This is a genomic window from Streptomyces litmocidini (assembly GCF_014649755.1).
GTDB classification, from domain to species: domain Bacteria; phylum Actinomycetota; class Actinomycetes; order Streptomycetales; family Streptomycetaceae; genus Streptomyces; species Streptomyces litmocidini.
Genome location: NZ_BMTQ01000002.1, coordinates 462,643 through 489,505, shown reverse-complemented (window position 1 = coordinate 489,505; position 26,863 = coordinate 462,643). Strand labels below are relative to the sequence as shown.

General features: G+C 73.6%; 25 protein-coding genes. 5 read left to right on the top strand and 20 right to left on the bottom strand.

Annotated elements, in window-relative coordinates:
- Positions 1-67: 67 nt before the first annotated feature.
- Positions 68-1,351, bottom strand: coding sequence for an adenylosuccinate synthase (locus IE180_RS05600; protein WP_190155611.1), 1,284 nt, complete (start codon positions 1,349-1,351; stop codon positions 68-70).
- Positions 1,352-1,494: 143 nt separating this feature from the next.
- Here IE180_RS05600 and IE180_RS05595 point away from each other — a divergent pair, with 143 nt between their 5' ends.
- Together IE180_RS05595 and IE180_RS05590 are read left to right on the top strand one after the other, a co-directional pair.
- Entirely contained in the window at positions 1,495-2,298 is an 804-nt protein-coding gene (locus IE180_RS05595) for a diacylglycerol kinase family protein (RefSeq protein ID WP_229860306.1), read from the top strand.
- 90 nt (positions 2,299-2,388) lie between these two features.
- Positions 2,389-3,699, top strand: coding sequence for a hypothetical protein (locus IE180_RS05590; protein WP_190155609.1), 1,311 nt, complete (start codon positions 2,389-2,391; stop codon positions 3,697-3,699).
- Here the strand turns inward: IE180_RS05590 and IE180_RS05585 are convergent, their stop codons facing one another.
- Complete coding sequence (locus IE180_RS05585) at positions 3,700-4,221, bottom strand: GbsR/MarR family transcriptional regulator (protein ID WP_190155608.1); 522 nt, start codon at positions 4,219-4,221, stop codon at positions 3,700-3,702.
- A gap of 62 nt (positions 4,222-4,283) precedes the next feature.
- Between IE180_RS05585 and IE180_RS05580 the strand changes: the two genes are divergently transcribed.
- Positions 4,284-5,183, top strand: a complete 900-nt coding sequence (locus IE180_RS05580; RefSeq protein WP_190155607.1) for an ABC transporter ATP-binding protein — start codon at positions 4,284-4,286, stop codon at positions 5,181-5,183.
- Positions 5,180-6,781 carry an ABC transporter permease gene (locus IE180_RS05575; protein WP_190155606.1) on the top strand — a complete coding sequence of 534 codons (1,602 nt, stop codon included), beginning with the start codon at positions 5,180-5,182 and terminating at the stop codon, positions 6,779-6,781. The genes IE180_RS05580 and IE180_RS05575 overlap by 4 nt, the downstream gene beginning before the upstream one ends.
- Before the next feature lie 3 nt (positions 6,782-6,784).
- On the opposite strand, the gene IE180_RS05570 is transcribed toward IE180_RS05575, so the two are convergent.
- From IE180_RS05570 to IE180_RS05535, 8 genes are all read right to left on the bottom strand, one after another.
- Positions 6,785-7,981 (bottom strand): cytochrome P450, encoded by a 1,197-nt coding sequence (locus tag IE180_RS05570; protein WP_190155605.1) that lies wholly within the window; start codon positions 7,979-7,981, stop codon positions 6,785-6,787.
- Positions 7,982-8,098: 117 nt separating this feature from the next.
- Positions 8,099-8,761 carry a response regulator gene (locus tag IE180_RS05565; RefSeq protein ID WP_190155604.1) on the bottom strand — a complete coding sequence of 221 codons (663 nt, stop codon included), beginning with the start codon at positions 8,759-8,761 and terminating at the stop codon, positions 8,099-8,101.
- Positions 8,758-10,071: a sensor histidine kinase gene (locus IE180_RS05560; RefSeq protein WP_190155603.1), complete on the bottom strand. Its 1,314-nt coding sequence runs from the start codon at positions 10,069-10,071 to the stop codon at positions 8,758-8,760. The genes IE180_RS05565 and IE180_RS05560 overlap by 4 nt, the downstream gene beginning before the upstream one ends.
- A gap of 74 nt (positions 10,072-10,145) precedes the next feature.
- Positions 10,146-12,392, bottom strand: coding sequence for an FG-GAP repeat domain-containing protein (locus IE180_RS05555; protein WP_190155602.1), 2,247 nt, complete (start codon positions 12,390-12,392; stop codon positions 10,146-10,148).
- A gap of 128 nt (positions 12,393-12,520) precedes the next feature.
- Positions 12,521-13,390 carry an alpha/beta hydrolase gene (locus tag IE180_RS05550; protein ID WP_190155601.1) on the bottom strand — a complete coding sequence of 290 codons (870 nt, stop codon included), beginning with the start codon at positions 13,388-13,390 and terminating at the stop codon, positions 12,521-12,523.
- A 93-nt stretch (positions 13,391-13,483) separates the two neighbouring features.
- On the bottom strand, positions 13,484-14,686 hold the full coding sequence (gene kynU / locus IE180_RS05545) for a kynureninase (RefSeq protein ID WP_190155600.1): 1,203 nt from the start codon (positions 14,684-14,686) through the stop codon (positions 13,484-13,486).
- Complete coding sequence (locus tag IE180_RS05540) at positions 14,679-15,530, bottom strand: tryptophan 2,3-dioxygenase family protein (protein ID WP_190155599.1); 852 nt, start codon at positions 15,528-15,530, stop codon at positions 14,679-14,681. The genes kynU and IE180_RS05540 overlap by 8 nt, the downstream gene beginning before the upstream one ends.
- A gap of 119 nt (positions 15,531-15,649) precedes the next feature.
- Positions 15,650-16,558, bottom strand: a complete 909-nt coding sequence (locus IE180_RS05535; protein WP_190155598.1) for a DUF3152 domain-containing protein — start codon at positions 16,556-16,558, stop codon at positions 15,650-15,652.
- 237 nt (positions 16,559-16,795) lie between these two features.
- Here IE180_RS05535 and IE180_RS05530 point away from each other — a divergent pair, with 237 nt between their 5' ends.
- Complete coding sequence (locus IE180_RS05530) at positions 16,796-17,215, top strand: DUF3151 domain-containing protein (RefSeq protein ID WP_190155597.1); 420 nt, start codon at positions 16,796-16,798, stop codon at positions 17,213-17,215.
- A 129-nt stretch (positions 17,216-17,344) separates the two neighbouring features.
- Here IE180_RS05530 and IE180_RS05525 read toward each other — a convergent pair whose 3' ends face one another.
- The 10 genes from IE180_RS05525 to IE180_RS05480 form a co-directional block, all read right to left on the bottom strand.
- The gene (locus IE180_RS05525) at positions 17,345-18,793 is read right to left on the bottom strand and encodes an MFS transporter (RefSeq protein ID WP_190155596.1); all 1,449 of its coding nucleotides are present in this window, start codon (positions 18,791-18,793) and stop codon (positions 17,345-17,347) included.
- 167 nt (positions 18,794-18,960) lie between these two features.
- Complete coding sequence (locus tag IE180_RS05520) at positions 18,961-20,121, bottom strand: MalY/PatB family protein (RefSeq protein WP_190155595.1); 1,161 nt, start codon at positions 20,119-20,121, stop codon at positions 18,961-18,963.
- Between the two features lie 71 nt (positions 20,122-20,192).
- Positions 20,193-21,215 (bottom strand): class II fructose-bisphosphate aldolase, encoded by a 1,023-nt coding sequence (fbaA, locus tag IE180_RS05515; RefSeq protein ID WP_190155594.1) that lies wholly within the window; start codon positions 21,213-21,215, stop codon positions 20,193-20,195.
- Positions 21,216-21,436: 221 nt separating this feature from the next.
- Positions 21,437-21,985 carry an orotate phosphoribosyltransferase gene (gene pyrE / locus IE180_RS05510; RefSeq protein ID WP_190155593.1) on the bottom strand — a complete coding sequence of 183 codons (549 nt, stop codon included), beginning with the start codon at positions 21,983-21,985 and terminating at the stop codon, positions 21,437-21,439.
- A gap of 10 nt (positions 21,986-21,995) precedes the next feature.
- Positions 21,996-22,781, bottom strand: a complete 786-nt coding sequence (locus tag IE180_RS05505; protein ID WP_190155810.1) for an aldose epimerase family protein — start codon at positions 22,779-22,781, stop codon at positions 21,996-21,998.
- 61 nt (positions 22,782-22,842) lie between these two features.
- Positions 22,843-23,751: an SRPBCC family protein gene (locus IE180_RS05500; RefSeq protein WP_190155592.1), complete on the bottom strand. Its 909-nt coding sequence runs from the start codon at positions 23,749-23,751 to the stop codon at positions 22,843-22,845.
- Between the two features lie 66 nt (positions 23,752-23,817).
- Entirely contained in the window at positions 23,818-25,500 is a 1,683-nt protein-coding gene (locus IE180_RS05495) for a polyamine aminopropyltransferase (protein ID WP_229860304.1), read from the bottom strand.
- 74 nt (positions 25,501-25,574) lie between these two features.
- The gene (locus IE180_RS05490; protein ID WP_190155591.1) at positions 25,575-26,093 is read right to left on the bottom strand and encodes a DUF2617 family protein; all 519 of its coding nucleotides are present in this window, start codon (positions 26,091-26,093) and stop codon (positions 25,575-25,577) included.
- A gap of 217 nt (positions 26,094-26,310) precedes the next feature.
- Complete coding sequence (locus IE180_RS05485; protein WP_190155590.1) at positions 26,311-26,544, bottom strand: hypothetical protein; 234 nt, start codon at positions 26,542-26,544, stop codon at positions 26,311-26,313.
- 52 nt (positions 26,545-26,596) lie between these two features.
- Positions 26,597-26,782: a hypothetical protein gene (locus IE180_RS05480; RefSeq protein ID WP_190155589.1), complete on the bottom strand. Its 186-nt coding sequence runs from the start codon at positions 26,780-26,782 to the stop codon at positions 26,597-26,599.
- Positions 26,783-26,863 lie beyond the last annotated feature (81 nt).

Genomic DNA, 26,863 nt, shown 5'->3' with positions numbered 1-26,863 from the left:
GCCCTCGCCGCACGAAGGCCTGCAGGCCCACAGGCCCACAGGCCCACAGGCCCACAGGCCTACAGGCCTACAGGAAGGAGTTGATCTCGATCGTCTCCGTGCGGCCGGGGCCCACGCCGATCGCGGAGATCGGGGCGCCCGACATCTCCTCCAGCGCCTTCACGTACGCCTGGGCGTTCTTCGGCAGGTCCGCGAAGGTCTTCGCCTTGGTGATGTCCTCGGACCAGCCCGGCAGCATCTCGTAGACCGGCTTCGCGTGGTGGAAGTCGGTCTGCGAGTACGGCAGCTCCTCGACGCGCTTGCCGTCGATCTCGTACGCGACGCAGACCGGGATCTGCTCCCAGCCCGTCAGCACGTCGAGCTTGGTGAGGAAGAAGTCCGTCAGGCCGTTGACCCGGGTCGCGTAGCGGGCGATGACCGCGTCGAACCAGCCGCAGCGGCGGTCGCGGCCGGTGGTGACGCCGCGCTCGCCGCCGATGCGGCGCAGCGCCTCGCCGTCCTCGTCGAACAGCTCCGTCGGGAACGGGCCGGCGCCGACGCGGGTCGTGTACGCCTTGAGGATGCCGATGACGCGGGAGATCTTCGTCGGGCCCACGCCCGCGCCCGTGCAGGCGCCGCCCGCGGTCGGGTTCGAGGAGGTGACGAAGGGGTACGTGCCGTGGTCGACGTCGAGGAGCGTGCCCTGGCCGCCCTCGAAGAGCACGACCTTGTCCTCGTCGAGCGCGTTGTTGAGGATCAGGGTGGTGTCCGCCACGTACGGCTTGATCTGCTCCGCGTACTGGAGCATCTCCTCGACGATCTGCGCGGCGTCGATCGCGCGGCGGTTGTACAGCTTGGCGAGGAGCTGGTTCTTGCCCTCCAGCGCCGCCTCGACCTTCTGGGTGAGGATCGACTCGTCGTACAGGTCCTGGACCCGGATGCCGACGCGGTTGATCTTGTCGGCGTAGGTCGGACCGATGCCGCGACCCGTGGTGCCGATCTTGCGCTTGCCGAGGAACCGTTCCGTCACCTTGTCGAGGGTGACGTTGTACGGGGTGATCAGATGGGCGTTGCCGCTGATCAGGAGCTTCGACGTGTCGACGCCTCGCTCGTTCAGTCCGCTCAGCTCGGAGAGCAGGACCGCCGGGTCGACGACGACACCGTTCCCGATCACCGGGGTGCACCCCGGTGAGAGGATTCCGGAAGGGAGGAGATGCAGCGCGTACTTCTGGTCGCCGACGACGACCGTGTGGCCGGCATTGTTGCCGCCCTGGTAACGCACCACGTAGTCCACGGATCCACCGAGGAGGTCGGTGGCCTTTCCCTTGCCCTCGTCACCCCACTGAGCACCGAGCAGCACAAGTGCGGGCACAGGCGTACACCCCTTCCGGGTGGGGCATGTCCAAGGTCAGGGGGCGTACGCCGCCTCACCGGTGTGCCCCGGAATAGACGAAGCCCCTGGCGCAATAGCGCAAGGGGCTCTTGCACAAAGATGCTACCCGAGGAAGGACCGAGGTGTCGGATCACGACCAGCTGCTGGTCATCGTCGACCCGGTCGCCCGCCGAAATGACGGCGAGTCCGTACGGATCGCGAAAGACGTGCTGTCCGCGGGCGCGGAGGCGAAGATCTGCCTGCCGGACGGCCCCGAGGAATTCTGCCGGGCCCTGGCCCGGCGCGGCTCCCGGCGCCCCGTCGTCCTCGGCGACGACCGCGCGCTGCTCCGTACGGTGGCCCTGCTGCACCGCGAGCGGGAGCTCGCCGAGGGGGCCCTCTCGCTCGTTCCGATCGGCGCCCCCGACGACCTGGAAGTGGCCCGCGCGCTCGGCGTGCCGCGCTCCACGCCGGCGGCGGCGCGGGCGGTCCTCCACGGGGCCGTGCGCCGTTTCGACCTGCTCGTCGACGACAGCGACGGCGTCGTCCTCGGCGACCTCCTGGTGCCGTGCCTGCCCGACCTCGTCCCGGCGGCGCCGTCCGTCTGGGGCACCTGCCGCTCCCTCGTCCGCATCTTGGTCCGCCCCGCCCCGGCCGCCCTCGCCGTCCGCACGCACCGGCTGCGGGTGGAGGCGGACGGGGTGCTGCTCGCCGACGTCGACGCGCCGGTGGAGGGCCTGTCGGTCCGTTTCACGGGCGGTACGGCGGAGGTGACCGTCCATCCGTCGGCGGCCCCGCCGCGCCACGCGACCGCCCGCACCCTCACCGTCTCGGGCCCCGACTTCCGTTACCGCGCGGACGGCCGGATCACGGGGCCGGTGCGGCGGCGGACGTGGACGGTCCGGGCGGGGGCGTGGGGGCTGGTCCTGCCCCGGGACGCCGCCTAGTCGAGGCCCTCGCCCGATTGCCGCTGGCGCGCCGCGTTCCTCAGGCCCTAGCGTCGACGCAGGGTGACCGGAGGGGCGGGGGGACGTGTGATGACGTGTGCGCTGGACGTCGAGGAGACGGCGGGGGCGCTGGGGCGGTACCGGCGAAGAGCGGGGTGGCTGATCGGTGCGGGTGGCGTGACGCTCGCCCTGGGCGCCGTCGTCGGGAGCACCGGGGTCCCCGCCCCGGTCTCCTGGATCCTCGCGCTCGGGATCGTCGCGGTGGGCGCCGGGGCCGGCTCGCTGGTCCTCGCGCGGCGGATGCGGCGGGTCCTCGGCGCGGGCGTCTGGTCGGCGCATCCCGCCGTGGGGGTCGGCGAGAGCCGGTACGCGACGAGCGTGGTGCTGCGCTCCCCGGACGGCGACGAGGCGTGGCCGCTGACGGTGATCGCGACCCGGCAGCGCTACGAGCTGCTGCGGCCGGGTCCGGACGGCGTGCTGTGGTGGTGCGGCGACCCGCGCGCGGGCGGGGTCCTCGCCCCGCCCGGCGGCGGGCCGCTGATCTGGGCGAAGCCGATGCGCGGCGGGCGCGTGCGCCGCCGGATCGTGGCGCGCGCGGAGGCGGAGGGCCTGATGCGCCGGGCCGCCCCGAAGCAGCCGCAGGGGCCGGCGAGCGTCACCGAGCACGTCACCGTGGACGGCCTTTCCGTACGCCTCGGCGAGCTGCCCCGCGCGGCCGGGCCGATGTACGCGGCGCTCGCCGCGCACGCCCGGCGGCAGGCCGTTCCCCAGGACGAGGCGCTCCGCCCGGAGGCGGACGTGCGCGAGGTGCCCTGGTGGCGGGTGCGGAGCCTGCGGAGGGTCGCCGGGGTGCCCCGGGTGCTGGTCGCGTTCGCGTTCTGCGCGGCCGTCGGCGCGGCCGCGCTGACCGGGCCGCCGGAGGGGGACGTCCCGAAGCTGTACGGCATCGGCGTCCTGGTCCTGGGGGCCTTCGTGTACTCCTGCCACCAGCTGGTGACCGCCGGCAGGCCCGCGGCGCGGCTGATGGCCCGGGCCGCGACCGCCTCCCCGCCCACCCCGCGCCGGTACGTCCTGCTGTACGACCCGCACGGCGGCGGCCCCGTCCTGGTGCTGTTCCCCGTCCACGGCGGCCTGTACGTCCAGCCCGAGGGGCTGCTCCCGCTGATCCCGCCGGGCCCGCCGAAGAGGCCGCGCCGCGGGTTGCCGGCCCGGCCCGTCGGCACCGCCTGGCTGCACGGCCGGCGGGACTTCACCCCCGACGGCCGCATGCCGTTCGTCGTGCCCTGGATCGACGGGCGCCCGCTGTGGGCGGCGGGGCCGTACCGGGAGGCCGACGGGCGGCCGGAGTTCACCGCGCTCCTGGAGCGGCTCGCTCCGCCGCTGGAGACCCGGGCGCCCTGATCAGCCCGTCTGCGCGTCCTTGCGGGCGCGCCAGCGGTCCATGATCCTGTTCATCTCGCCGTGCAGGAACACGAAGAACTCGGCCGTCTCCGCGATGCGGCGGCCCGCCGCGCTGTCCGTCCCGAGGGTCGCGGCGCCCTCGTCGAGGACCTTCTCCCAGCGGGTGAGGACCTGGTCGCGGCGGGTGAAGGTCTCGTACCAGAGCTCGTTGTGGAGGACGTAGCGCTCGCGGCGGGTGCCGGGGTCGCGCTCGCGGCTGACCATGCCGACCTGGGTGAGGTAGCGGATCGCGCCGGAGACGGCGGCCGGGCTGATCCGCAGCTGCTCGGCCAGCTCCGCCGAGGTCATGGAGGCCGTCTCGGAGGCGAGGAGGGCCGCGAAGACGCGGCTTCCCATGCGCTGCATGCCGGCGGCGGTCATCTCGGCGGCGAAGCGCTCCACGAAGCGGGAGACCGCCTCGTCGCGGGTTCCTCCGGCCCCGTCCGTCCCGTCGGTCTTCGTCGTCATCTCGCTCTCGCCCATCCCATGATTTTATACGGTTCCTTAACTTCACAAATTTGTGAAACTACCGTACGTTCAGAAGCATGACGAAGGCGATCAGCGTCAGCGGACTCCACAAGTCCTTCGGGCGCACCCACGCCCTCGCCGGCCTCGACCTCACCGTCGAGGCCGGCGAGGTCCACGGCTTCCTCGGCCCCAACGGCGCCGGGAAGTCCACCGCCATCCGGGTCCTCCTGGGCCTGCTGCGGCCCGACTCCGGCGCCGCCCGGCTCCTCGGCCGCGACCCCTGGCGCGACGCCGTCGAACTCCACCGCCGGATCGCGTACGTCCCCGGCGACGTGACGCTCTGGCGCAACCTCTCCGGCGGCGAGGTCATCGACCTGTACGGCCGGCTGCGCGGGAGCGGCCGCCTCGACGGGGCCCGGCGGGCCGAGCTGATCGAACGCTTCGAGCTCGACCCCACCAAGAAGGGCCGCACCTACTCCAAGGGCAACCGGCAGAAGGTCGCCCTGGTCGCCGCCTTCGCCGCCGACGTCGACCTGCTCGTCCTCGACGAGCCGACCAGCGGCCTCGACCCGCTGATGGAGGAGGTCTTCCAGAGCTGCGTCGAGGAGGCCCGCGACCGGGGCCGGACCGTCCTGCTGTCGAGCCACATCCTCAGCGAGGTCGAGGCGCTCTGCGACCGGATCAGCATCGTCCGCAAGGGCCGGACCGTGGAGTCGGGTTCGCTCGCGCAGCTGCGGCACCTGACCCGCACCAGCGTCACCGCCGAACTCGCCGGACCGCCCGACAGCCTCGCCCACCTGCCGGGCGTCCACGGATTCGACGTGCGGGGGGCCCGGGTGAAGTTCCAGGTCGACACCGACAAGCTCGACGCCGTCCTCCGCTCCCTGACCGCCTCGGGCGTACGGAGCCTGACGTCCACCCCGCCCACCCTGGAGGAGCTCTTCCTCCGGCACTACACGGACGAGGTGGCGTCATGACCCTCGCCGGCACCGCCGTCCCCGCCCGGAGCGGGCCCCTCGCCGGCACCGGCGTCCTCACCCGGCTCGCGCTCCGCCGCGACCGGCTGACGCTCCCCGTCTGGGCGCTCGTCACCGGCGGCCTGGTCGCGAGCGGCGCGGGCTCCCTGGGCGGGCTGTACTCCACGGCCGCCGAACGGGCCGGGCTCGCCGCCTCCATGACCGCCAACAGTTCGATGCGCGCGCTGTACGGGCCGGTCTTCGGCGACTCCCTCGGCGGCCTCGTCGCCTGGCGCTTCGGCACCTTCGGCGCGGTCCTCGCCGCCGTCGCGAGCCTGATCGTGGTGGTCCGGCACACCCGCGAGGAGGAGGAGACGGGCCGTCAGGAGATGCTGTCCGCAGGGGCGGTGGGCCGCCGGGCGCCGCTGACGGCGGCGCTCCTCACCGCCCTCGTCCTCAACACGGCCGTCGCCCTCCTCGTCACCGCCGGCCTCGCCGGACAGGGCGCAGCCGGGGCGCTCGCGCTCGGTCTGGCGATCGGCGGCACCGGCATGGTCTTCGCGGCGACGGCCGCGCTCGCCGCCCAGTTCACGGAGAGCGCCCGGCTCGCCAAGGGCCTGTCGGCGGCGGTCCTGGGCCTCGCGTTCGCCCTGCGGGCGGCCGGCGACTCCGGCAGGGCGGACGGCGACTCGGTCCTGACCTGGCTCTCGCCGGTCGGCTGGGCCGAGCACGTCCGCGCCTTCGCCGGCGAGCGCTGGTGGGTGCTGCTCCTGATCCTCGCCGCCGCCCTGGCCCAGACGGCGGCGGCGTACGTGCTGACCGCCCGCCGGGACGTCGGCGCGAGCTTCTTCCCGACCCGGCCCGGCCCGGCGGAGGGACGGCTCGCGACGGCCGGGGCGCTCGCGTGGCGGCTCCAGCGCGGCACGCTCCTCGGCTGGTCCCTCGGCTTCCTGCTCGGCGGGCTCGTCTTCGGCGGGATGGCCGAGGGCGCGGCCGGCATCGTCGGCGACAACGAACGGGCCCGGGAGATCTTCGAGCGGATGGGCGGCCAGAGCGCGCTGACCGACGCCTTCCTCGCCACCATGGCCTCCCTCCTCGGGATGCTCGCGGCCCTGTACGCGGTCGGGTCCGTGCTGCGGGCGCACGGGGAGGAGACCTCGGGCCGGGCCGAACCGCTCCTCGCGGGCTCCCTCGGCCGGCTCCGCTGGGCCGCCGGGCACCTGGTGATCGCCTTCGGCGGCTCGGCCCTGATCCTGCTCCTCGGCGGGCTCGGCCTGACCCTCGCGTACGGGCACGAGCCCGGCCCGGTCCTGGGCGCCGCGCTCGTCCAGCTCCCGGCCGTCTGGACGCTCGCCGGGCTCGCGGTCCTGCTCTGGGGCGCCGCGCCGAAGACCGCGACCGCCGCGTGGGGCGCGGCCGGGCTCTGCCTGGCCCTCGGCTGGATCGGCCCCGCCCTCGACCTGCCGCAGACCGTCCTGGACGCCTCCCCCTTCGGGCACCTGCCGAGGCTGCCGGGCCCGGACGTGGTCTGGACCCCGGTCCTGGTCCTGACGGCCCTGGCGGCGGCCCTGACGGCGGCGGGCCTGGCGGGGCTGCGCCGCCGGGACATCGGCGGCTGAGCGTCACACCTCCACGAGCAGCTCCTCGAAGCCCCGGATGACGTACCCCGGCTTCCGCACCGGTTCCGCCGCGAGCCTCATCCCCGGCGCCTGCCTCAGCAACTCACCGAAGACCGCGGTCAGTTCGAGACGGGCGAGCGGGGCGCCGAGGCAGTAGTGGATGCCGGCGCCGAAGCTGACGTGCGGGTTGTCGGCCCGTTCGAGGTCGAGGACGTCGGCGGTGGGGCCGAAGCGGGCGGGGTCGCGGTTGGCGGAGCCGAACAGGAGGGCGACCTCGGAGCCGCGCGGGAGGGTGACGCCGCCGAGCTCGATGTCGTCGAGGACCCAGCGCTCGAACATCTGGAGCGGGGTGTCGTGGCGCAGAAGTTCTTCCACAGCTGTGGACAACTTTTCGGGATCCGGCCGTACGCCCTCCTCGAGCAGCGTCCACCAGCCGTTGACCGTGGTGTTCACCGTGGCCTCGTGGCCCGCGTTGAGGAGCAGGACGCAGGTGGAGATCATCTCCTGTTCCGTCAGCTCCTCCACCGCGATCAGGGACGAGATCAGGTCGTTTCCCGGACTCTTCCGCCGCCGCGCGATCAGCTCCCGCAGATAGTCCGAGAACTCCACCGAGGCCTCGACCGCCCGCCGGGCCGTCTCCGGCGGGGGATTGAGCTCGAACATCCCGCAGATCGCCGCCGACCAGGGACGCAGCCGCCCCCGTTCCTCGTCCTCGGCCGGGATGCCGAGCATCTCGGCGATCACCGCGACCGGCAGCGGCTCGGCGACGACCGACAGCAGATCGCCGCCGCCCGCCGCGACCAGGTCACCGACGAGACCGGCGGCCAGGGCCCGTACCGTCGGCGCCAGGTCCTCCACCGTCCTCGGCGTGAACGCCTTCGACACCAGCCGCCGGATCCGGGTGTGGTCGGCCGCCTCCAGATCGAGCAGTCCGTGGTCGTTGAGCGTGTGGAACGGCTCGTACGCGGCGTCCGGCGCCTCCCGCCCGAACTCCTCGTGCGTGAAGCGATGGGTGTACGTCCGGCCCAGACGCCGGTCCCGGAGCAGGGCGGAGACGTCCGCGTGGTGCGGGATCAGCCACTGGCGGGTCGGCGCGTGCCAGTGGGCGCGGCCGGTGGCGCGCAGCTCGGCGTAGGCGGGGTACGGGTCGGCGACGAACTCCGCCGACCAGGGGTCGTACACGGCGTCAACAGCATCCATGTCCGGACGCTACCCCCGGACCGGACACCATCCCCGTACCGGAGCCCGTCCGGGGCCCGGCGCCATCCCCGTACCGGAGCCCGTCCGGGGCCCGGCGCCGCCCCCCGTACCGGGGCCTCAGCCGCCGGCCCGCACCAGTCCCGCCTCGTACGCGAAGACCGCCGCCTGCGTGCGGTCGCGCAGGCCCAGCTTCACCAGGATCCGGCTGACGTGCGTCTTGATCGTCGACTCGGCGACGACGAGGTGATCGGCGATCTCGGCGTTCGACAGGCCCTGTGCGATGAGGACGAGGACCTCCGTCTCCCGCTCGGTCAGCTCCCCGACCTGCGCCGTCGCCGGCGGCCGCGGAGAGCCCGGCGCCTTCGCGAACTCGGTGATCAGCCGCTTGGTGACCGTCGGCGCGAGCAGCGCCTCGCCGGCCGCGACCACCCGGACGCCGTCCGCGAGCTGCCGGGCCGAGGCGTCCTTGAGGAGGAAGCCGGAGGCCCCCGCGCGCAGCGCCTGGTACACGTACTCGTCGAGGTCGAAGGTGGTCAGGACCAGCACCTTCGCGTCCGCGTCGGCGGCGACGATCTCCCGGGTGGCCTCGATGCCGTTCAGCTCGGGCATCCGGATGTCCATGAGGACCACGTCGGGCCGGAGGGCGGCGACCTGCGCGATCGCCTCCCGGCCGTTGACCGCCTCGCCGACGACCTCGATGTCCGGCATCGCGCCGAGCAGCACCGAGAAGCCCTCGCGGACCATCATCTGGTCGTCGACGATCAGCACCTTGATGCTCATTCCACGCTCTCCTCGCGGCTCACGGGCACGAAGGCCGTCACCTCGTAGCCGCCGTCGTCGGTCGCCTCGGCCGTCATCTCCCCGCCCAGCATCGTCACACGCTCCCGCATGCCGGTGATGCCGTGCCCGGCGCCCGGTGAGGGCTTGACGAGACCGCGTGCGGGCCCGTTGGCGATCCGCAGGCCCAGCCCGCCCAGGACGTAGCTGACCTCGACCTTCGCCGCCGCGCCCGGCGCGTGCCGCAGCACGTTCGACAGGGCCTCCTGGACGATCCGGTACGCGGAGAGCTCCACGCCCTGCGGCAGCTCGCGCACCGCGCCGGTCACCGTCTTCTCGACGACGAGCCCGGCCTCCTGCACGTTGCGGACCAGCGTGTCCAGGTCGGCGAGGGTCGGCTGCGGCGCGTCGGGCGCCTCGTAGTCCTCGGCCCGGACGACCCCGAGGATGCGGCGCAGCTCGGTCAGCGCGGCGACGGCGTTCTCCCGGATGGTGAGGAACGCCTGCTCCAGCTCCGGCGGAGGGTTCTCCACCCGGTACGGCGCGGCCTCCGCCTGGATGGCGACCACCGACATGTGGTGGGCGACGACGTCGTGCAGCTCCCGCGCGATGGTCGTCCGCTCCTCCAGGAGGGTCCGCTTCGAACGCTCCTGCGCGGTGACGGTCTGCTGGGCGGTGACCTCGCGGGTCGCCTGGCGGCGGACCTGGAAGACGGTGACGGTGAGGAGGGCGAGCGCGGCGACGAAGAGCATCGGTATCGAGTCGGAGGTGACACCGACGCCGAGGAACACCTCGGCGAAGAAGCAGTAGCCCGCCGTCACCAGCCACATCCAGGCGGCGGTACGGGGCCGGGTGCGGGCGGCGACGACGACGAGGACCACGAGGTGCGCGGCCAGCGAGTTCGCCGCCCAGGGCCAGCCGACCTCGTAGCCGGCGAGGTACCCCACGAAGGGGGCCGTGCCGAGCGAGGCCCAGAAGGCGAGGACCGGCCGGACCAGGGTAAGCAGCACGATCGCGGCCGGCGCGAGGGCGGTCAGGAACCCGAACGGACCGATGACGCCGTGATGGCGCTCCATCCCGATGAGGAAGACGATCATCGCCGCGAAGGCGACGACCGCGTGCGGCAGCAGACCGGCGTACACCCGTATCCGCTCGGGCAGGAAGCGCGTCGGCCCGCCGTTCGCGTCCGTGCGCGTGAGCGGCCGGTAGGCGAAGGCGTCGTGGAAGAGTTCCTGGCGCAGCCCGCCGAGCGCCACCTGCACCAGGCGGAACTCGGGGCTGCGGCTCGTCTCGGGGGACTGTGTCTGGGTCACACCGAAAACGGTACGGGGGGCGGGGGACCCGGTCGTCCCGCTGGATGCGGATCCTTCCGGGTCCCCCTTGAGGACTAGGCGACGCTGCTGTACCTGAGGCCGTCGTACCTGAAGAGACCCGTCGTCTGACGGCTGCGGAAGGGGGCCGTGGCGTCGCCCGTGGAGCGGTAGACGTACGCGCCGTACTCGCCGCTCGTCCCATATGCAATCAGGTCGGGGCGTCCGTCATTGTTGAGGTCGTCGGCGCCGATGAGCTGGGAGTAGGCGCTCCAGCCGCCACCGATCCTCACACGGGGGGTGAAGCCGCCGCGGCCGTTGCCCTGGTACAGCCAGAGGACGCCGGAGGTGTCGCGGGCGACCAGGTCCCCGGCGGCCGTGCCGGTGATGTTCCCGACGGCGGCGAGGTGGTTGTAGACCTGCCAGCCCCCGCCGACCCGGACCCGGGGCGCGTACGGCTTCGCGTAGCTGCCCGTGCCCTTGTAGAACCACAGGACGCCGGCGCTGTCCGTGGCCACCAGGTCGGCACGGCCGTCGCCGTCGAGGTCCGAACCAGCGGCGATCTTGTTGTAGATCTGCCAGCCCGTGCCGACCTGCACGCGGGGGGCGAACGTGCCGTCGCCCTTGCCCAGGTAGAGCCACTGCACGCCGGAGCCGTCGACCGCGACCACGTCACCGTGGGCGGCGCCGCCCACGTTGCCGACGGCCTCGATCTGCTTGTAGATCCCCCAACCCGCGCCGATGCGGGTGTTCTTGGCGGTGCTGACCTCGCCGTACAGCGGAGTACGGTCCTTCAGGTCCTCGCGCCACAGCACCCCCTCGGGGTCCCGGTAGAGGACATCGGTGGAGCCGTTGTCGTTGAAGTCGTGCGGGTTGTACGCCCGGGTGAGGTTCATGGACCAGCCCTGGTAAGCGGGCTCGCCGGAGCCGTCGAGCAGCGTCGCCTCGGCCTCCACGGCGTACTTGCCGTTCGGCGCGTCCACGTCTCCGTCCGCCTGCTCGATTTCGCCGTGCCAGACGAAGGAGAACTCGGTGCCGGCCGTGGGGGCGGTCAGACGCTTCTTGATCTCCTTGCCGGTGGCGATGTGCGTCAGCGTGACGTCCAGGTAGGCGTCGGCGCGCGACAGCGTCCAGCCCAGGGTCACCTTGCCGCCGGACTTGTCGAGGTCGACCGAGTCGGGGACGTGGACCTGCTGGATCTTCAGCGGCTGCACGATCACCGGCGGCGTGCCCGTCTCCGCGATCTTGGTGACCGTCGGGGCGCCGTCCGCACCGGCCGCGACGCGGAACAGGCCGTCGCCGTCGGCGGCCCGGCTGCCGCGCAGCACGGCGCCGCCGTCGGACGAGGCCGCCGAGCCCGAGGCCGAGACGCCGAGGTCGACGGTCTGGCCGCCGGTCAGGGACACGGCCTTGGCGGGGTGGTCGGCGTTGCCGTAGACCAGCCACTCGCCGACGAGGCTGCTGTACCACTCGTCGGTGTGGGCGCCCAGGACGGTCTTCTTCTGCTCGCCCGTCTTGCGGTCGACGGAGGTGATGGTGTCGCCGACACCGGCCTCGTAGTTGAACCAGGTCACGTGCGTACCGGAGAAGTCCAGGCCGCCGTACCCGAACCCGGACTCGGGGGAGGCGTACGTCGCGGTGACCGTCCCGGCCGCCACGTCGACCAGGGCCCGGCCGCCGGTCCGCTCGCCCTCCGGTCCCGTCTCGTACCCGACGAGGACGGAGCCGTCGTGGGCCGGCGAGCCGAAGAAGTCGGTGGCGTCCGCCGGCAGGCCCGCGATCTTGCGGCTGGTCGTCGTGGCGCCGTCCTTGGTGACGACGTGCAGTTCGGACTGCCCGACCTCGTCGATGACCTGCGCGAGCACGCTCGTCGGGCTCAGCACGGCCACGTAGGTGCCGTTCAGCGCGCCGAGGTCGAGGGACACGGCGGGGGCGGCGGGGTCGGCCATGTTCCGCAGGGTGATCGAACGGGAGTCGGCGGACCAGGAGGCGTCGCCGAGGACGACGACGTCACCGGCGCCCGTGGCCCAGCCCTCGGGGTCCTGGAGCGGAACCGCGGCGCCGCCGTCGTACGGCGTCCACGTCAGCTCCCGGGTGGTGTCGGGGGCGAAGGAGTAGCTGAGGAAACCGGAGGTGCCCACGCCTCCCAGCTCGGAGCCTTCGGGGAAGACGGGAAGGCCCGCGGTGGCCTGGTCGGCCGAGGTGGCCGAGGTCGCCGCGAAGGCGGCCGGGGCGGTGGCGAGCGTGCCGGCGCCGAGGGCGGTGACGGCGAGGACGACCGTGACGGCGGTGGCGAGACGGGTGCCGGTGGAACGGAGCTGCAAGGTGGAACCCCCACGAGGAAGATCGGGCACGGGAGCGTGTGCCCGATCAGACTCGCGACGGATTCGAAGAGTTGTACGGGAAATCAGGGGAATCTCAGATTCCAGGCCCGTCGCTCACCGCCCGTCGCTCACCACGCCAGCTGGGCGATCTCCTCCGCCACCACCGCGCACGCGTCCGCCGCCGGGTCGATCAGCGGGAAGTGGCCGATGTCCTCCAGGAGCGTCAGGCCGACCTCCTCGCCCGCCTTCGCCGCCGCCTCCGCGTACGCGTCGGCCACCGCGTACGGCACGACGACGTCCTCGCGGCCCTGGACGAGGGTCGTCGCGATGCCGGTCGGCAGGAGGGCGGCGGGGTCCGCGGACGCCGCCCTGGCCGCGTACTCCCCCTCGCCGCCCAGGAGTTCCGTGACCGCCCCGCCGCACACCCCGAGCTCCACCGCCCGCCCGAAGTGGGCGATCGGGGCGAGGGCGACGACTCCGCGCAGCTCCGGCGGGGCCGACAGGCGCCAGCGCGAGTCCGCGGGCAGCACGTGCCGGGCGGCGGCCCACAGCGCGAGGTGGCCGCCCGCCGAGTGGCCGGTGAGGACGGTCCGCCGCGGGTCGGCCTGCGGAAGGTGCTCGGCGGCCAGGTCCGGCACGGCGTCGAGCGCCGCCGCCACGTCGTCGAAGGTCTCCGGCCAGCGCCCGGCGACCGGGGCCGCACCCCCCTGGTGGGGGAGGCCGGGGCCGCGCCGGTACTCGACGTTGGCCACGGCGAAGCCCCGGCGGGCCAGGAAGTCCACGAAGGGGGTCAGGTGCCGCCGGTCGTACGGCGCCCGCCAGGCGCCGCCGTGCAGGGCGACGACGAGCGGGGCCCGGGTGCGCCCGTCGCGCGGGGCGTAGAAGTCGACCACCTGGTCCGGGTGGTCGCCGTACGCGGCGGTGGCGTCCGGCGCGACGGCCGGGTGCGAGAAGGCCGACGCCTCTTCGGCGGCATCGCGCGCGGCGGGGTCCGGCATGCTGTTCCAACCTCTCGGGTGCGGGGCCGAATTGGCCTGACCTGCGGGGACGGTACCAGCACCGGAACCCCCGCAGATCAGACGATCGTCCGATCAGCCGCCGAGGCCCCCGAGGACGTCCGCGAGGATCCGGGCCGCCCGCTCCGCGTCCGCGAAGCCCACGTACAGCGGGGTGAAGCCGAACCGCAGGACGTCCGGACGGCGCAGGTCGCCCACGACCCCGCGCTTGATCAGCTCCGTCATGACGGCGGGCGCCTCCGCGCAGCGCAGCGCCACCTGACTGCCGCGCTCACCGTGCGCCCCGGGGGTCACGGAGGTGACGCGGCCCTCGGGGACGTACGCCTCGACGCACTCCAGGAAGAAGTCCGTCAGCGCCAGCGACTTGGCCCGCACGTCCTCGACCGCGACGCCGTCCCAGACGTCGAGCGCCGCTTCGAGGGCCAGCATGGACAGGATGTCGGGCGTGCCGACCCGGCCCCGGAGCGCACCGGACGCCGCCTCGTAGCCGGGGGTCATGCCGAACGGGTCGGCGTGCGAGTTCCAGCCGGGCAGCGGCGAGTCGAAGGCGGCCTGGTGGCGCTCGGCGACGTACAGGTACGCGGGCGAACCGGGGCCGCCGTTCAGGTACTTGTAGGTGCAGCCGACGGCCAGGTCGACCCCGTGGGCGTCCAGGCCGACGGGCAGGGCGCCCGCGCTGTGGCACAGGTCCCAGACCGCGAGCGCGCCCGCCGCGTGGAGCGCGGCGGTGAGGCCGGGCAGGTCCTGGAGCCGGCCCGTGCGGTAGTCGACGTGGTTGACGAGCGCGAGGGCCGTGCGGTCGCTCACCGCGGCCGCCATGTCGGCCGGGTCGCACGCCACGATCTCGTGACCCGTCAACCGCGCCGCGGACCCGGCGATGTACCCGTCCGTGGGAAAGGTCGTCGCGTCGACGAGGATCTCGTCGCGGTCGTCGCCGTTCAGCCGGGCGGCCGCGACGACCGCCTTGAAGACGTTCACGCTCGTCGAGTCGCCGACCACGATCTGCCCCGGGGCGGCGCCGACGATCGGGGCGATCCGGTCGCCGATCCGCTCGGGCGCGGTCCACCAGCCGGACTCGTCCCAGGAACGGATGCGCAGCTCGCCCCACTCGCGGGTGATGACGTCGGCCATGCGGGCCGGGACGTGCGCGGGCAGCGCTCCGAGGGAGTTTCCGTCGAGGTAGACGGTCTCCTCGTCGAGGGCGAACTTCGCGCGGTGCCCGGCGAGGGCGTCGGCGGCGTCGAGCTCCAGGGCCCGCTGCAGGAGGTCGTCAGACATGGCTGCGGGCCGTCCAGAGCTCGGGGAACACGTTCTTCTGGGCCCGCTTCTCCAGCCAGGCCACGCCCGCGGAGCCGCCGGTGCCGGTCTTCGCGCCCATCGCGCGCCGGGTCGCCACCAGGTGGTCATTGCGCCAGCGCCAGACCAGTTCGGCGACGTCGCTCAGGGCCTCGCCGAGCCGGACGAGCTCGCCGTTCTGGTCGGCGTCCGCGTAGATGCCGGCCCAGACCGCCTCGACCTCGGGCGAGGGCTCGTACCGCTGCGCCAGGTCACGGCCGAGGACGTCCTGCGGGACGGGCAGGCCGCGCCGGGCGAGGAAGCCGAGGACCTCGTCGTACAGGCTGGGCTCGTGCAGCGCCTTCTCCAGCTCGGCGTGGACGCGGGGCGCTCCCCGGTGCGGGACGAGCATGGAGGCGGACTTCTCGCCGAGCAGGAACTCCATCCGCCGGTACATGGCCGACTGGAAGCCGGAGCCCTCGCCGAGCGCCGCCCGGTAGGCGTTGAACTGGCCGGGGGTGAGCTGGGCGAGCGGCCGCCAGGAGTGGTTGAGGGCCTCCAGCTCGCGCACCGAGCGCTTGAGCGCGTCCATCGCGACGGGGACCCGGTCCTCGCGCAGGGCGCGGCTCGCGGTCTCCCACTCGTGGACGATCACCGTGAACCACAGCTCCATGACCTGGGTCGTGACCAGGAAGACCATCTCGCCCGGGTCGTCCGAGCGGAGGTGCTGGAGGTGGGTGAGGACGTCCGCCTGGACGTAGTCCTCGTACGGCGTCGTGCCCGCGAAGTCGAGGTTCGGGTCGTCGACGACCGAGCCGGCTCCGGAGGCATCGGGGAAGGTGGACATTTCTGTCTCCTCGATACGGGCTACCGGGTAGCGGTCCGCTCCACCGTGCGCTCTGCTGGGCGCCACGGGAGCTCCGGTCCCCTCGGGAGGCGTGCTTCTTCGCGCGCGTCCCAAGCGCATCATGACACGATCGGGCCCGTGATGTAGATCCCCTCTTCGTCATACGGAAAAGCGTTCGAACGGCAGCCGTTCAGGCCTTTGATCTGCTGCATCATCGCGGGCGCGGGCCTGCCCGGGCCCGGGCAGCCCATGTGCGAGCGGATGCCGATCTCGTGTCCCACCTCGTGGTTGATGATCAGGTGCCGGTACTCCGCCGGCTCCCCCGCGAAGGTCGGCGAGCCGAGCATCCACCGCTTGAGGTTCACCACGACGCCGTCGGCGGTCTCGCAGTTCAGCTCGCCGTGCGTGTCGTAGCCCTGCCGCGCGCAGAGGGCGTCGGCGGTGTCCGGGGTGGCGATCCTGATGACGAAGTCGGCGTTCTCCGAGACCAGCTGGAACCGGCCCCGGCCGTGCGCGGCCCAGCTCCGCGGATGGGCCAGGATCCGCTGGATCTCCGCGGCCGCCCCGCGCGCCGAGAGCGCGATGCCGTCCTCGACCTGGACCCGGTAGCGGCGCAGGGTGCCGCCGTGGCCGACGGGCTCGCCGGAGGCCCGCGCGGTGATGAAGGTGCCGGAGCCGGACTGCGGGACGGTGCTCCGCCTCGGCGGGGGCGTGGGCGTGGGGCGCCGTGTCCTTTCGGGGGCGGTCCTGGGCGGCTTCGGCGGCGGCTTCGGGTTCGCCGTCGTGGGCGGGGCGGCCGGGGCGGCCGTCGGCGGTCCCGCCGCCGGGGGCGCCGCCCCGGTGGCCGCCGTCCCGGCCGGGGCCCCGCCCCGCAGGTGCGCGAACGCGGCCCCGGCGCCGAGCGAGACCGTCACCAGGGTCAGGGCCGTGAGGACGAGGCGGGAGCCCCGCCCGCGCTTCCTTCTCGCTCCCCCTCGTCCGGCGGATAAGGCACGCCGCCGTCCTGCGGGCCGGGCACGTTCTCCCACGACAGACTCCCCCCTGGGTCCTGCGGTTCCGCGATCGTACCGGCCGCTTCGAACGCCTTCGAACGAAATGGGCCGGTCGGGACGGGCCGGGCGGACGGGCCGGACGGGCCAGGCGGACGGGCCCGGCGGGACAGGCCGGTCGGGACGGGCCGGGGGCCGGGAGGACCGGCGGACCGGCCCCGTCACGGCCCCTCGGCGCCCGGCCGGCCGCCGGTTCCCTGGTGGCAGACTGCACGCATGGACATTCACCAGAACCTGCTGAGCGGGCCGAACCCGACCTACCTCCCGGAGAACGAGGAGGCGAACCGCCTGCTCGTCGAGGAGTCGAAGCCGCCGGTCGAGGTCGTCGCGGCCCACCCCACCTTCTCCCTGGCCTGGGCCCTGCTCGCCGACGAGGCGTGGGAGGCGGGCCGCGTGGTCGAGTCGTACGCCTACGCCCGCACCGGCTACCACCGGGGTCTCGACGCGCTGCGCCGCGCGGGCTGGAAGGGCCACGGCCCCATCCCCTGGGAGCACGCCGCCAACCGCGGTTTCCTGCGCTGCCTGGCCGCGCTCGCCCGCGCCGCGGGGGCGATCGGCGAGCAGGACGAGGCCGAGCGCTGCGGGCAGTTCCTGAAGGACAGCAGCGCCGAGGCGTACGCCGAGCTCTCGAAGTAGCGGCGGCCGAGGGCGCGGGCCGGGAGCCCGGCCGTCAGGTCGAGGAGCCGCAGGCCGGGGCCCCGGGCTCGGGCCCCGGGTCGGGGCCCCTCTGGCTCAGGCCCCCGGGCCGGGCCGGAGCCCCCGGGCTCAGGGCGTCGCGTCCCGTCGGCCCGGGTCCAGGGGCGGGGACTGCACCCCGCAGTGGACCCTGCACTCCGGGTGGCAGCCCGCCGGCGCGGCCGGGGTCCGCATGGTCGTCCAGGCGAGGACCCCGCCGACCACCAGGATCCCCGCGCACATGGGCATCGCCCGCCGGAACGTCTCCTCGAACTCCTGCGCCGAGCGGTACGTCTCCGGGCCCATCCCGGTGAGCAGCGGCAGCGCGGCCACCGCGATCAGCCCGGCCGCGCGGGCGGCCGCGTTGTTGATGCCGCTCGCGAGGCCCGCCCTGGACACGTCCACCGAGGCGAGGACGGTCGCGGTCAGCGGAGCGACCAGGGTCGTCATGCCGAGCCCGAGGACGAGCACCGCCGGCAGCACGTCCCGTACGTACGAGGCGTCCTCCCCGACCCTCAGCATCAGCAGCATCCCGCCGGCGCACAGCAGCGGCCCCACCGTGAGCGGGAGCCGGGGCCCGGTCCGCTCCCCCAGTTCCCCGGACTTCGCCGACAGCAGCAGCATGAGCACGGTCGTCGGCAGCAGGGCCGTGCCGGCGCCGAGCGCCGAGTAGCCGGCGACCACCTGGAGCTGGAGGGCCGCCAGGAAGAAGAAGCCGCCGAACGCCGCGTACACGCACAGGGTGACCAGGTTGACCGCGGTGAACAGCCGCGAGCGGAAGACCGACGGCGGCACCATCGCCCGTTCCCCGCGCCGCCGTTCCACGACCACGAACCCGGCCCCGACCAGCACCCCGGCCACCCCGGCCCACCAGACCGCGCCGATCAGCGCGTACGTGACGAGGGCGAGCGCCGCGGCGCCCAGGACCGCGCCGAACACGTCGAAGCGGCCGCGCGCGGTGTCGTCCCGCGACTCCGGCACGTGCCGCAGGGCGACCGGCACGCAGAGGGCGGCGAGCGGCACGTTCAGCAGGAACACCCACCGCCAGCCGGGCCCGTCCACCAGCCAGCCGCCCACGAACGGCCCGATCGCCGCGCCCACGCCGCCGAAGCCCGACCAGAGCCCGACGGCCCGCGCCCGGTCGTCCTCGTGGAAGCTCGCCTGGATCAGTGCGAGGGAGCCGGGCGTGAGCAGCGCCCCGCCCACCCCCTGGAGGGCGCGGGCCGCGATCAGCACCCCGGCGTTCGGGGCGAGGCCGCAGAGCAGGGAGGCGAGCGCGAACCACGCCACCCCGATCACGAAGACCCGGCGTCTCCCGAAGCGGTCGCCGAGCGAGCCGCCGAGGAGGATCAGCCCGGCCAGGGTCAGCATGTAGGCGTTGACCGTCCACTGGAGGACGGCGAGGTCGGCGCCCAGGTCCTCGCCGATGTGCGGCAGGGCGACGTTGACGACGGTCGAGTCGAGCAGCGCCATCCCGGACCCGAGCACGGTCGTGAAGACGATCCAGCGTCCCGTACCGGAGTTCATCCGGATGTCCATGGCTGCATGATCCCGCGAACGCCGGAGCCCCGCCCACCGGAATCCGGGGAAACGGCGGACGGGGCGGCGGAGAGCGCGAGCCCGGTGTCCCGGTCCGGCCGGTGACCGCCGCCCCGCACGGGTGACCGCCGCCCCGCACGGGTGGCCGCCTCCGGGGGAGCCCCCGATCAGTCGCGGCGCAGCCGCCGCGCCGCCCTGACCAGCGCGTCCACACCCCGTTCGGCCTTGCTCCGGGGGCAGCCGACGTTCAGCCGGACGAAGCCGGGCGTGCCGTACACCCCGCCCGGCATGATCGCGACCTTCTCCACCGCCACCAGCTCCTCCTGGAGCCGGCTCTCCTCGACGCCGAGCGGCCGCAGGTCGATCCAGGCCAGGTAGCCGGCCTGCGGGGGCGCCCAGTCGACCTCCGGCAGCCCTTCCGCGAGGCGCTCCCGCACCAGGTCCATCGTCCCCGCCACGTATCCGCGCAGCTCGTCCAGCCAGGCCGCGCCCCGCCGGTACGCGGCGATGTGGGCGGTCAGGGAGAGCACCGCGGGCGAGGCGAGCCCCTCGCCGGTCTCCATGCGCCGGACGAACGCCTCGCGTTCGTCGGGGTCGCCGACCATGCCGTACGAGCCGGAGAGCGCCGGAAAGTTGAAGGCCTTCGTGGCGGAGGTGACCAGGGCCCAGCGGTGGCCCCGTCCCGGCTCGGCGATCCGGGTCCAGGGGACGTGCCGGTGGCCCTCGGCCGTCAGGTCGGCGTGGATCTCGTCGCTGACGACGGCCGCCCCGTACCGCTCGGCCAGCTCGGCGAAGACGGTGAGCTCCTCCTCCGTCCACACCCGGCCGGTCGGGTTGTGCGGGGAGCAGAGCAGCAGCATCCGGCTGTCCGGCCGGGCGAGCTCCCGTTCCAGGGCCGCCGGGTCGTCGACCGGGACGCCCCGCAGTTCGCGCCCGAGCCCGGTGACGGCCTTGCGGAAGCCGTCGTACGTGGGGGTGTGGACGACCACGCCGTCGCCGGGTTCCGTCCACATCTGGAGGAGCTGGGAGAGCTGGGAGAGGACGGAGGGCGCGTACACCAGCGCCCCGGGATCGATCTCGGCGCCGTACCGGCTCGCGTACCAGTGGCGGATCGCCTCCCGGAACTCGCCGAGGCGCCAGTCGGTGTAGCCGAAGACCCCGTGGTCGACGCGCTCGCGCAGGGCCGCGAGGACCTCCGGCGGGGAGGCGAAGTCCATGTCGGAGATGGTGAAGGGCAGCAGATCGGGGACGCCGAAGCGGTCCGCGATCCCGTCCCATTGGACCGACCAGGTTCCGTGCCGGTCTATCTGCCGGTCGAAGTCGTACATCGAGCCCTCCCGTCGACGGACGCACGACGGGCCCGGCACCTCAGGAGGTACCGGGCCCGTCGGTCACAGGCCTACTTCAGCTTCGTGCCGGTCGAGCGCAGCGCGGCGCACGCCTCGGTCACGCGGACGGCCATGCCGGCCTCGGCCAGCTTGCCCCAGGTGCGCGGGTCGTAGGTGGACTTCTTGCCGACCTCGCCGTCGACCTTCAGGACGCCGTCGTAGTTCTTGAACATGTGGTCCACGACCGGGCGGGTGAAGGCGTACTGGGTGTCGGTGTCGAGGTTCATCTTCACGACGCCGTTCTCCAGGGCGGTGGCGATCTCCTCGGCCGTCGAGCCCGAGCCGCCGTGGAAGACGAAGTCGAACGGGTCGGCCTTGCCGAACTTCGCGGCGACGCCCGCCTGGAGGTCCTTGAGGAGCTCGGGGCGGAGCACGACGTTGCCCGGCTTGTAGACGCCGTGGACGTTGCCGAAGGACGCGGCCAGCAGGTAGCGGCCCTTCTCGCCCAGGCCGAGGGCCTCGGCGGTGCGGATGGCGTCGTCGACGGTGGTGTACAGCTCGTCGTTGATCTCGTGGCTGACGCCGTCCTCCTCGCCGCCGGTCGGGGTGATCTCGACCTCAAGGATGATCTTGGCGGCGGCGGCCTTCGCGAGCAGCTCCTGGCCGATGGCCAGGTTGTCGGCGAGGGTCTCGGCGGAGCCGTCCCACATGTGCGACTGGAACAGCGGGTCCCGACCGGCCTTGACGCGCTCGGCGGAGATGTCGAGCAGCGGGCGGACGTAGCCGTCCAGCTTGTCCTTGGGGCAGTGGTCGGTGTGGAGGGCGACCGTGATGTCGTACTTCGCGGCGACGATGTGCGCGAACTCGGCCAGGGCGACGGCGCCGGTGACCATGTCCTTGTTGTACTGACCGCCCAGGAACTCGGCACCGCCGGTCGAGATCTGGATGATGCCGTCGCTCTCGGCCTCCGCGAAGCCGCGCAGCGCAGCGTGCAGGGTCTGGGACGAGGTCACGTTGATGGCCGGGTAGGCGAACTTGCCTGCCTTCGCCCGGTCGAGCATCTCGTTGTAGACCTCGGGGGTTGCGATGGGCATTCGTCCGCTCCTTGTGATGTGCGGGGTGTGTGCGTTGCTGTCCCTGACCTAGGGGCGACGTCATCGTCGCGGCCCATCTTTCCAGACTCTTGTGCGGGCTCCCACGGGCGTGACGGGTCGAGGGGCGGGGTGTTTCACGTGAAACACCCCACCCCTCGACAAAAGACCAGGTCAGGACGCTTTTCCAGGAGTCCCGGGCCTAAGTCACGACTTCGCGGCGGTTACGCCAGGCCGAGCTCGTCCAGCGCGTACGCGTAGAGGTACGGAACGCCCGCCGTGCCACTGATCTTCTCGCCCGCGCCGGTGGCACGGTCCACGATCGTGGCGACCGCCACGACCTCGGCACCGGCCGCACGCGCCGCCTCGACGGCGGTCAGCGGCGAGCCGCCGGTGGTGGAGGTGTCCTCGACGATCAGGACGCGACGGCCCTTGATGTCCGGGCCCTCGACCTGGCGCTGCATCCCGTGGGCCTTGGCGGCCTTGCGGACGACGAAGGCGTCGAGGCGCTCGCCCCGCGCGGCGGCGGCGTGCATCATCGACGTCGCGACCGGGTCGGCGCCCAGCGTCAGGCCGCCGACCGCGTCGAAGTCGAGGTGCGCGGTCAGTTCGAGCATGACCCGGCCGACCAGCGGCGAAGCCGCGCCGTCCAGCGTGATCCGGCGCAGGTCCACGTAGTAATCGGCTTCCAGACCCGAGGAGAGGGTCACCTTGCCGTGCACCACGGCCTTGTCCTTGATCTGCTGGAGCAGCTCAGCGCGTACGTCAGTCATGCCCCTGAGCTTAGAGCCGACGCCAGCTCCAGGTGCTCTCGACCTCCAGGGGGTCGATCGGGGTGACCAGGCGCGGTCGGGTGTTGAGGCCGTTCGGCGGGCCGGACTGCGGCTCGACGCAGACCGCCTCCTCGGGCTCGTCGTAGATCACGACCCACTCGGCGCGGCTCGCGACCTTCAGCTCCAGCTCCTCCGGCCAGGTGAGGGTGACGTCGACGCCGTCGGGCATGCCGAAGCAGTCGTCCCAGGGGCCGGGGAGGGGGTCGACGCGGCGGCCGGTGGGGAGGTGGTCCTCCCCGCGCTCCTCCTGCCAGGCGGGCGCGAAGTCGATCCGTACGTCCTGACCGCCCCGGCCCAGGTTGCGCAGGAACCAGGGGTGCCAGCCCGCCTGCGCCGGGAAGGAGTCGTCGTGGGCCTCGACGCCGAAGCGGAGGGTGAGGGAGTCCTCGGCCAGCTCGAAGACCTGGGTGACCCGGCCCCGGTACGGCCAGGGGTCGCCGAGCTCGCAGGTGAAGACGGCCTCGGTCGCGGAGGTCCGGGCGGTCTTCCAGGCGAGGTCGCGGACGGTGCCGTGGATGGCGTGCGGAGCGGCGTTGATCGGCAGCCGGTGCGTGGTGGCGCCGTTGCGGAAGCGACCGTTCTCGGTCCGCCCGCACCAGGGCGCCATCGGGAAGCTTCCGTACCGCTCGCCCTGGCGCAGCAGTTCGGTGCCGCCGATGCGCAGGCTCCCGATCCGGCAGCCGTTTTCGGGGTCGATGGTCAACTCGGCGTCGCCCGCCGTCAGTCGCGTCTGCATGCTCACGTCCCGACCCTAGGGCATGGTTTTCGGATCAGGCCCCAGCCCCGAGGGAGCGGTTTCAGCGGCGGCGGCGCAGGGCCCGGCCGACGACGACGGCCGAGGCGAGCGCGAGGGCCGCGGCCGGCGCGATCCAGCGCAGGGTGGCGCCCGCGCTCGTCGCCTCGGGGGCGGGGACGGGGGCGTACCGGCCGCGCGGCGGCGCGTGGTCGACCTCCTCGGCGGACCGCCCGATCATGGTCCGGCGGGCGTGGGCGGCCTCGGCGGCGGGCTGCGGGGAGGGGAACTCGATCGGGGTGTCGCCGAAGTCCTCGTCGAGGAGCGGGTCGAGGGGCAGGGGCGGCAGTGCCCCGTCGAAGGCGGAGCCCCGCCCGGGCGGCTCCTCCACCCCGTCGTCGACCCCGTCGTCGTCGACCCCGGTCCCGACGCTCCCGGCCTCGACGCTCCCGGCCTCGTCCGCCTCTCCGGGGGCCTCTTCCTCGACGGCCTCCTCCGGGGCGTCCCCGGGAGCCGCGCCCGGCCGCTCCGGGGCCCCGGAGGGCTCGTCCGCCAGCGCGGCCACCGCCTCCACGAACCTGCCGAGGAGCCTGGCGCCCGCCGTGGCGCGCGCCTCGTCCGTCGCGTCGGCGAGCCGGCCGACCGCCGTGAGGGCGCCGGTGAAGCTCAGGCTGGTCCCCTCGGCCACCGGGGTGAGGACGACGGTGAGGGACAGCTCGGCCGAGCCCTTGCCCCGCACCTCGGCGCCCTCCCCCTCGTAGGTGATGGCCCCGTCCCGTTCGACGACCTTGAGGGCGCCCCGGTAGGTGATGGTGTTGCCGCCGACCCGCACCTTCAGCCGGCCCGTGAGGGGTCCGGCCTCCTCGTCGGCGTCCCGCTGGAGCCCGGGCACGCAGCGCACCACGCGGGCCGGGTCCGTGAGCGCCGCGCGCAGGGCTTCGGCCGGGACGGGAACGAACACCTCATGCTCCATGGAAGCCGAGCCTACTCAGGCGGGGGCCCGGCGTCGCCTGTTCGCCCCCATGGGGTGTCCTGCCGGTCAGGCCCCGTACCGGGGGTGGACCAGGGTCGAGGGCGGCGGCGCGGCGCCACGGGTCCGTTCGGCGCGGCGCGCGGCGGCCTCCAGGGTCCCGGCGCCGAGCGAGCGCAGCCGGGGCGCGCCCGGGTCCAGTCCGAGGACGGGCGGCCGGTCGCCCCGCACGGCCAGGAGGAAGCCCCAGTCGCGCGGCCCCCGCCCCGTACGGCCGGCGCGGTCGGCGCGGTCGGGTCCGGCGGCGAAGCCGGGGGTGCGGCCGTCCGCGCTGAACGGGCGGGTCGCGAAGCCGGCGGCGCGCAGGGTGGCGTCGACGGTCCAGTAGGTGCGGGGCCGGTCGGCGGCCGATCCGGCGTGCACGGCGAACCGTCCGTCGGCGGTGAGGACCCGGGCCACCAGGCCGTAGAACTCCTCCGAGTAGAGCTTGGTGCTGGGGGTGATCCCCGGGTCGGGCAGGTCGGAGATCACCACGTCGTACCGTTCCTGCAGACGATCGGCGGCTCCCCTCAGCCAGTTGAACGCGTCCGCGTAGACCACCTGGACGCGGGGGTCGCGGAAGGCCTGCTCGTTGAGCGTGGCGAGTGCCGGGTCCGTACGGGCGAGGCGGACGACCCCCGGGTCGAGCTCGACGACGGTGACGGTTCGGACCCCGGCGTAGCGCAGGGCCTCGCGGGCGGCCATCCCGTCGCCGCCGCCGACGATCAGCACGCGCGCGTGCGGACCGTTCATCGCGGGGTGCACGAGCGCCTCGTGGTAGCGGTACTCGTCCCGGCCGACCACCCGCAGCCGCCCGTCGAGGAACAGGTCGGGCGGCTCCTCGCGGCCTCCGGTCACCACGATCTCCTGGAGGTCGGTGTGGACGGCGACCCGCACCCGCTCTCCGTACACGGCGCGGCGCGCGGCCTGCTCGAAGTCGTCGACGAGGACGGTCGCGGTGGCGAGGACGGTCAGGACGCACAGGTTCACGGTCACGAGCAGGGCCCGGGACCGGGGGGTCAGGTCGTGGCGGAACACCCAGAGGACGAGGCCGCCGCCCGCGACCGCGTTGACCGCGCCGGTGACGAGCGCGCCGGTGAGCTGGCCGAGCCAGGGCAGCAGCAGGAAGGGAAAGGCGAGGCCGCCGACGAGCGCCCCGACGTAGTCGGCGGCGAAGAGGTCGGCGACCGTCCCGGCGGCGTCGTCCCGGTCCCCGGGCGGGGCCTGCCGCCCGGTACGACCGGCGCGCTCTCGTCCCGCCCGCTGTATGAGCGCCATCAGGAGCGGGATCTCGGCGCCGATGAGCACCCCGATGGCGAGCGAGAACGCCACCAGCACGTACCGCGATTCGCCCAGCCAGGCGAAGGCCGCGTACAGCACCATCGCCGAGCAGCCGCCGATCAGCGCGAGCCCCGCCTCGACCAGGCCGAAGCCGACGGCGGCGCGGCAGCGCAGCCGCTTGGCGAGGAGCGAGCCCACCCCCATCGCGAAGACCATCACGGAGAGCACGACGGATGCCTGGGTGACCGAGTCGCCGATCAAGTAGGAGGCGAGGGCGACCAGTTCGAGCTCGTAGACCAGGCCGCAGGCGGCGCAGACGAAGACGACCGCGAGGACCGGGAACCGCACCGCCTCGCGCGGCGGCCGCACGGACCGCCGCGCAGGCGGCCGGCGCACCCTCTTGGGTGGCATGGTCACGGTCGGCTCGATCATGCAGTAACGCTACGTCACGACCGCCGCACCCCTCGTCACCCACACGAGTGCACATGGGGCTCCGAGAGGGCGCATCAGAGCGTGGCGGGCATACGTGCGCCGATGCGGGTCCTGGTCACCACCAGCTGCCCCTCCTGCGGGTAGGCGTGCCAGGTGCGCCACCGCACCTGGCCCTCGTGACGCTGCGCCAGCATCGCCGTGAAGGCGTGCGGGGAACCGGGGAAGGTCCCCGCGAGTCCGTTGGGGTGGTCGGCGACGAGCGCGAGCAGCTCCTGCGCACGGCCCGCGAAGGAGCCGTGCGTGAGCGTCTCGACGCGCGCCGCGAATTCGTACTCCCATTCGCCGACGCGCTTGGACACGCCGAGCGGGAGCGGGGTGCTGCTGCCCGGCATGCAGGCCACGGTCTCCGAGCAATGGCGCCCCTCCTCCTCCAGGAGGACCTGATGGGAAGCGCCGAGCAGCCTCAACTGCAGCTTCGCGCCGAGGAGTTCGAGGTCGAGCACGGCGAGCGCGGGCAGCGGCTCGCGCCCGAGGGCCCAGGCCAGGTCTGCCGCGCGCGTATCGGTGTAGGAGGTCTTCAGGGTGGTGAGCATGGGTCGGCTCCGCAAACACGGTTTGACGGGTGGGCCGGGGGCGCCCCGGAGAAGGGTTCTACGGGAGTGGGGAATCGCCGGCTCGGGTCCACACACGGTCCGAGGGCTGTCTCTGTCAGGAGCGAGAGAACCACGGACCCCGGACGACTCGCAGCGTTTTTACCCAACTTGCTGTGTTTTCCAACCCCTTCGGGGACCCAGCAGTTCACTTGTTCAATCAGCTGCCGCCGCAGCCCCCACCACCGCAACCGGACCCGCACGAGCTGCCGGAGCCACAGGAGCTGCTTCCGCCGCAGCCGCCACCGCCGCCGCCGTCGGCCCAGCTGCTGCCGCTCCCGCGCCGGCCGCCCCTGGGCCCGCCGTGCCGCTTCTTTCCCCCGGCCGCCGCCCGGACGGCGACGACCGCCCCGAGCACGACCATCGCGATGACGACGAAGAAGATGAATCCCATCTGTACTGCCCCCGTTCTTCTGTGCGAGGGGGATGCCCGTTCCGACACCCCGTCAAAGCCGGTTTGAGCGAGTCCAGAGCTTCAGCTGCACGAGGACGAGCCGGAGCAGCTGGAACACGAGGACGACGAGCAGGAGGAGCTCGAACACGAAGAGCCGGAGCAGGAGAACGACGAGGACGAGGAGCAGGAGGACGAGGAAGAGGAAGAGGAGGACGAGGAGGACGACGAACCGGCCCACCAGCTGTCACTGCCGCCCCGGCGGCCCACCCGCGTCGTCCCGCTCAGCGCGTTCGCGACGACCCCCACCACGATCGCGATC

Bases quoted from the DNA above. Each gene is read 5' to 3' on its own strand.
- IE180_RS05590 (WP_190155609.1), top strand. From the start codon at position 2,389: ATGACGTGTGCGCTGGACGTCGAGGAGACGGCGGGGGCGCTGGGGCGG.
- IE180_RS05585 (WP_190155608.1), bottom strand. From the start codon at position 4,221: ATGGGCGAGAGCGAGATGACGACGAAGACCGACGGGACGGACGGGGCC.
- IE180_RS05580 (WP_190155607.1), top strand. From the start codon at position 4,284: ATGACGAAGGCGATCAGCGTCAGCGGACTCCACAAGTCCTTCGGGCGC.
- IE180_RS05575 (WP_190155606.1), top strand. From the start codon at position 5,180: ATGACCCTCGCCGGCACCGCCGTCCCCGCCCGGAGCGGGCCCCTCGCC.
- IE180_RS05570 (WP_190155605.1), bottom strand. From the start codon at position 7,981: ATGGATGCTGTTGACGCCGTGTACGACCCCTGGTCGGCGGAGTTCGTC.
- IE180_RS05565 (WP_190155604.1), bottom strand. From the start codon at position 8,761: ATGAGCATCAAGGTGCTGATCGTCGACGACCAGATGATGGTCCGCGAG.
- IE180_RS05550 (WP_190155601.1), bottom strand. From the start codon at position 13,390: ATGCCGGACCCCGCCGCGCGCGATGCCGCCGAAGAGGCGTCGGCCTTC.
- kynU (WP_190155600.1), bottom strand. From the start codon at position 14,686: ATGTCTGACGACCTCCTGCAGCGGGCCCTGGAGCTCGACGCCGCCGAC.
- IE180_RS05540 (WP_190155599.1), bottom strand. From the start codon at position 15,530: ATGTCCACCTTCCCCGATGCCTCCGGAGCCGGCTCGGTCGTCGACGAC.
- IE180_RS05530 (WP_190155597.1), top strand. From the start codon at position 16,796: ATGGACATTCACCAGAACCTGCTGAGCGGGCCGAACCCGACCTACCTC.
- IE180_RS05525 (WP_190155596.1), bottom strand. From the start codon at position 18,793: ATGGACATCCGGATGAACTCCGGTACGGGACGCTGGATCGTCTTCACG.
- IE180_RS05520 (WP_190155595.1), bottom strand. From the start codon at position 20,121: ATGTACGACTTCGACCGGCAGATAGACCGGCACGGAACCTGGTCGGTC.
- fbaA (WP_190155594.1), bottom strand. From the start codon at position 21,215: ATGCCCATCGCAACCCCCGAGGTCTACAACGAGATGCTCGACCGGGCG.
- pyrE (WP_190155593.1), bottom strand. From the start codon at position 21,985: ATGACTGACGTACGCGCTGAGCTGCTCCAGCAGATCAAGGACAAGGCC.
- IE180_RS05505 (WP_190155810.1), bottom strand. From the start codon at position 22,781: ATGCAGACGCGACTGACGGCGGGCGACGCCGAGTTGACCATCGACCCC.
- IE180_RS05500 (WP_190155592.1), bottom strand. From the start codon at position 23,751: ATGGAGCATGAGGTGTTCGTTCCCGTCCCGGCCGAAGCCCTGCGCGCG.
- IE180_RS05495 (WP_229860304.1), bottom strand. From the start codon at position 25,500: ATGATCGAGCCGACCGTGACCATGCCACCCAAGAGGGTGCGCCGGCCG.
- IE180_RS05490 (WP_190155591.1), bottom strand. From the start codon at position 26,093: ATGCTCACCACCCTGAAGACCTCCTACACCGATACGCGCGCGGCAGAC.
- IE180_RS05485 (WP_190155590.1), bottom strand. From the start codon at position 26,544: ATGGGATTCATCTTCTTCGTCGTCATCGCGATGGTCGTGCTCGGGGCG.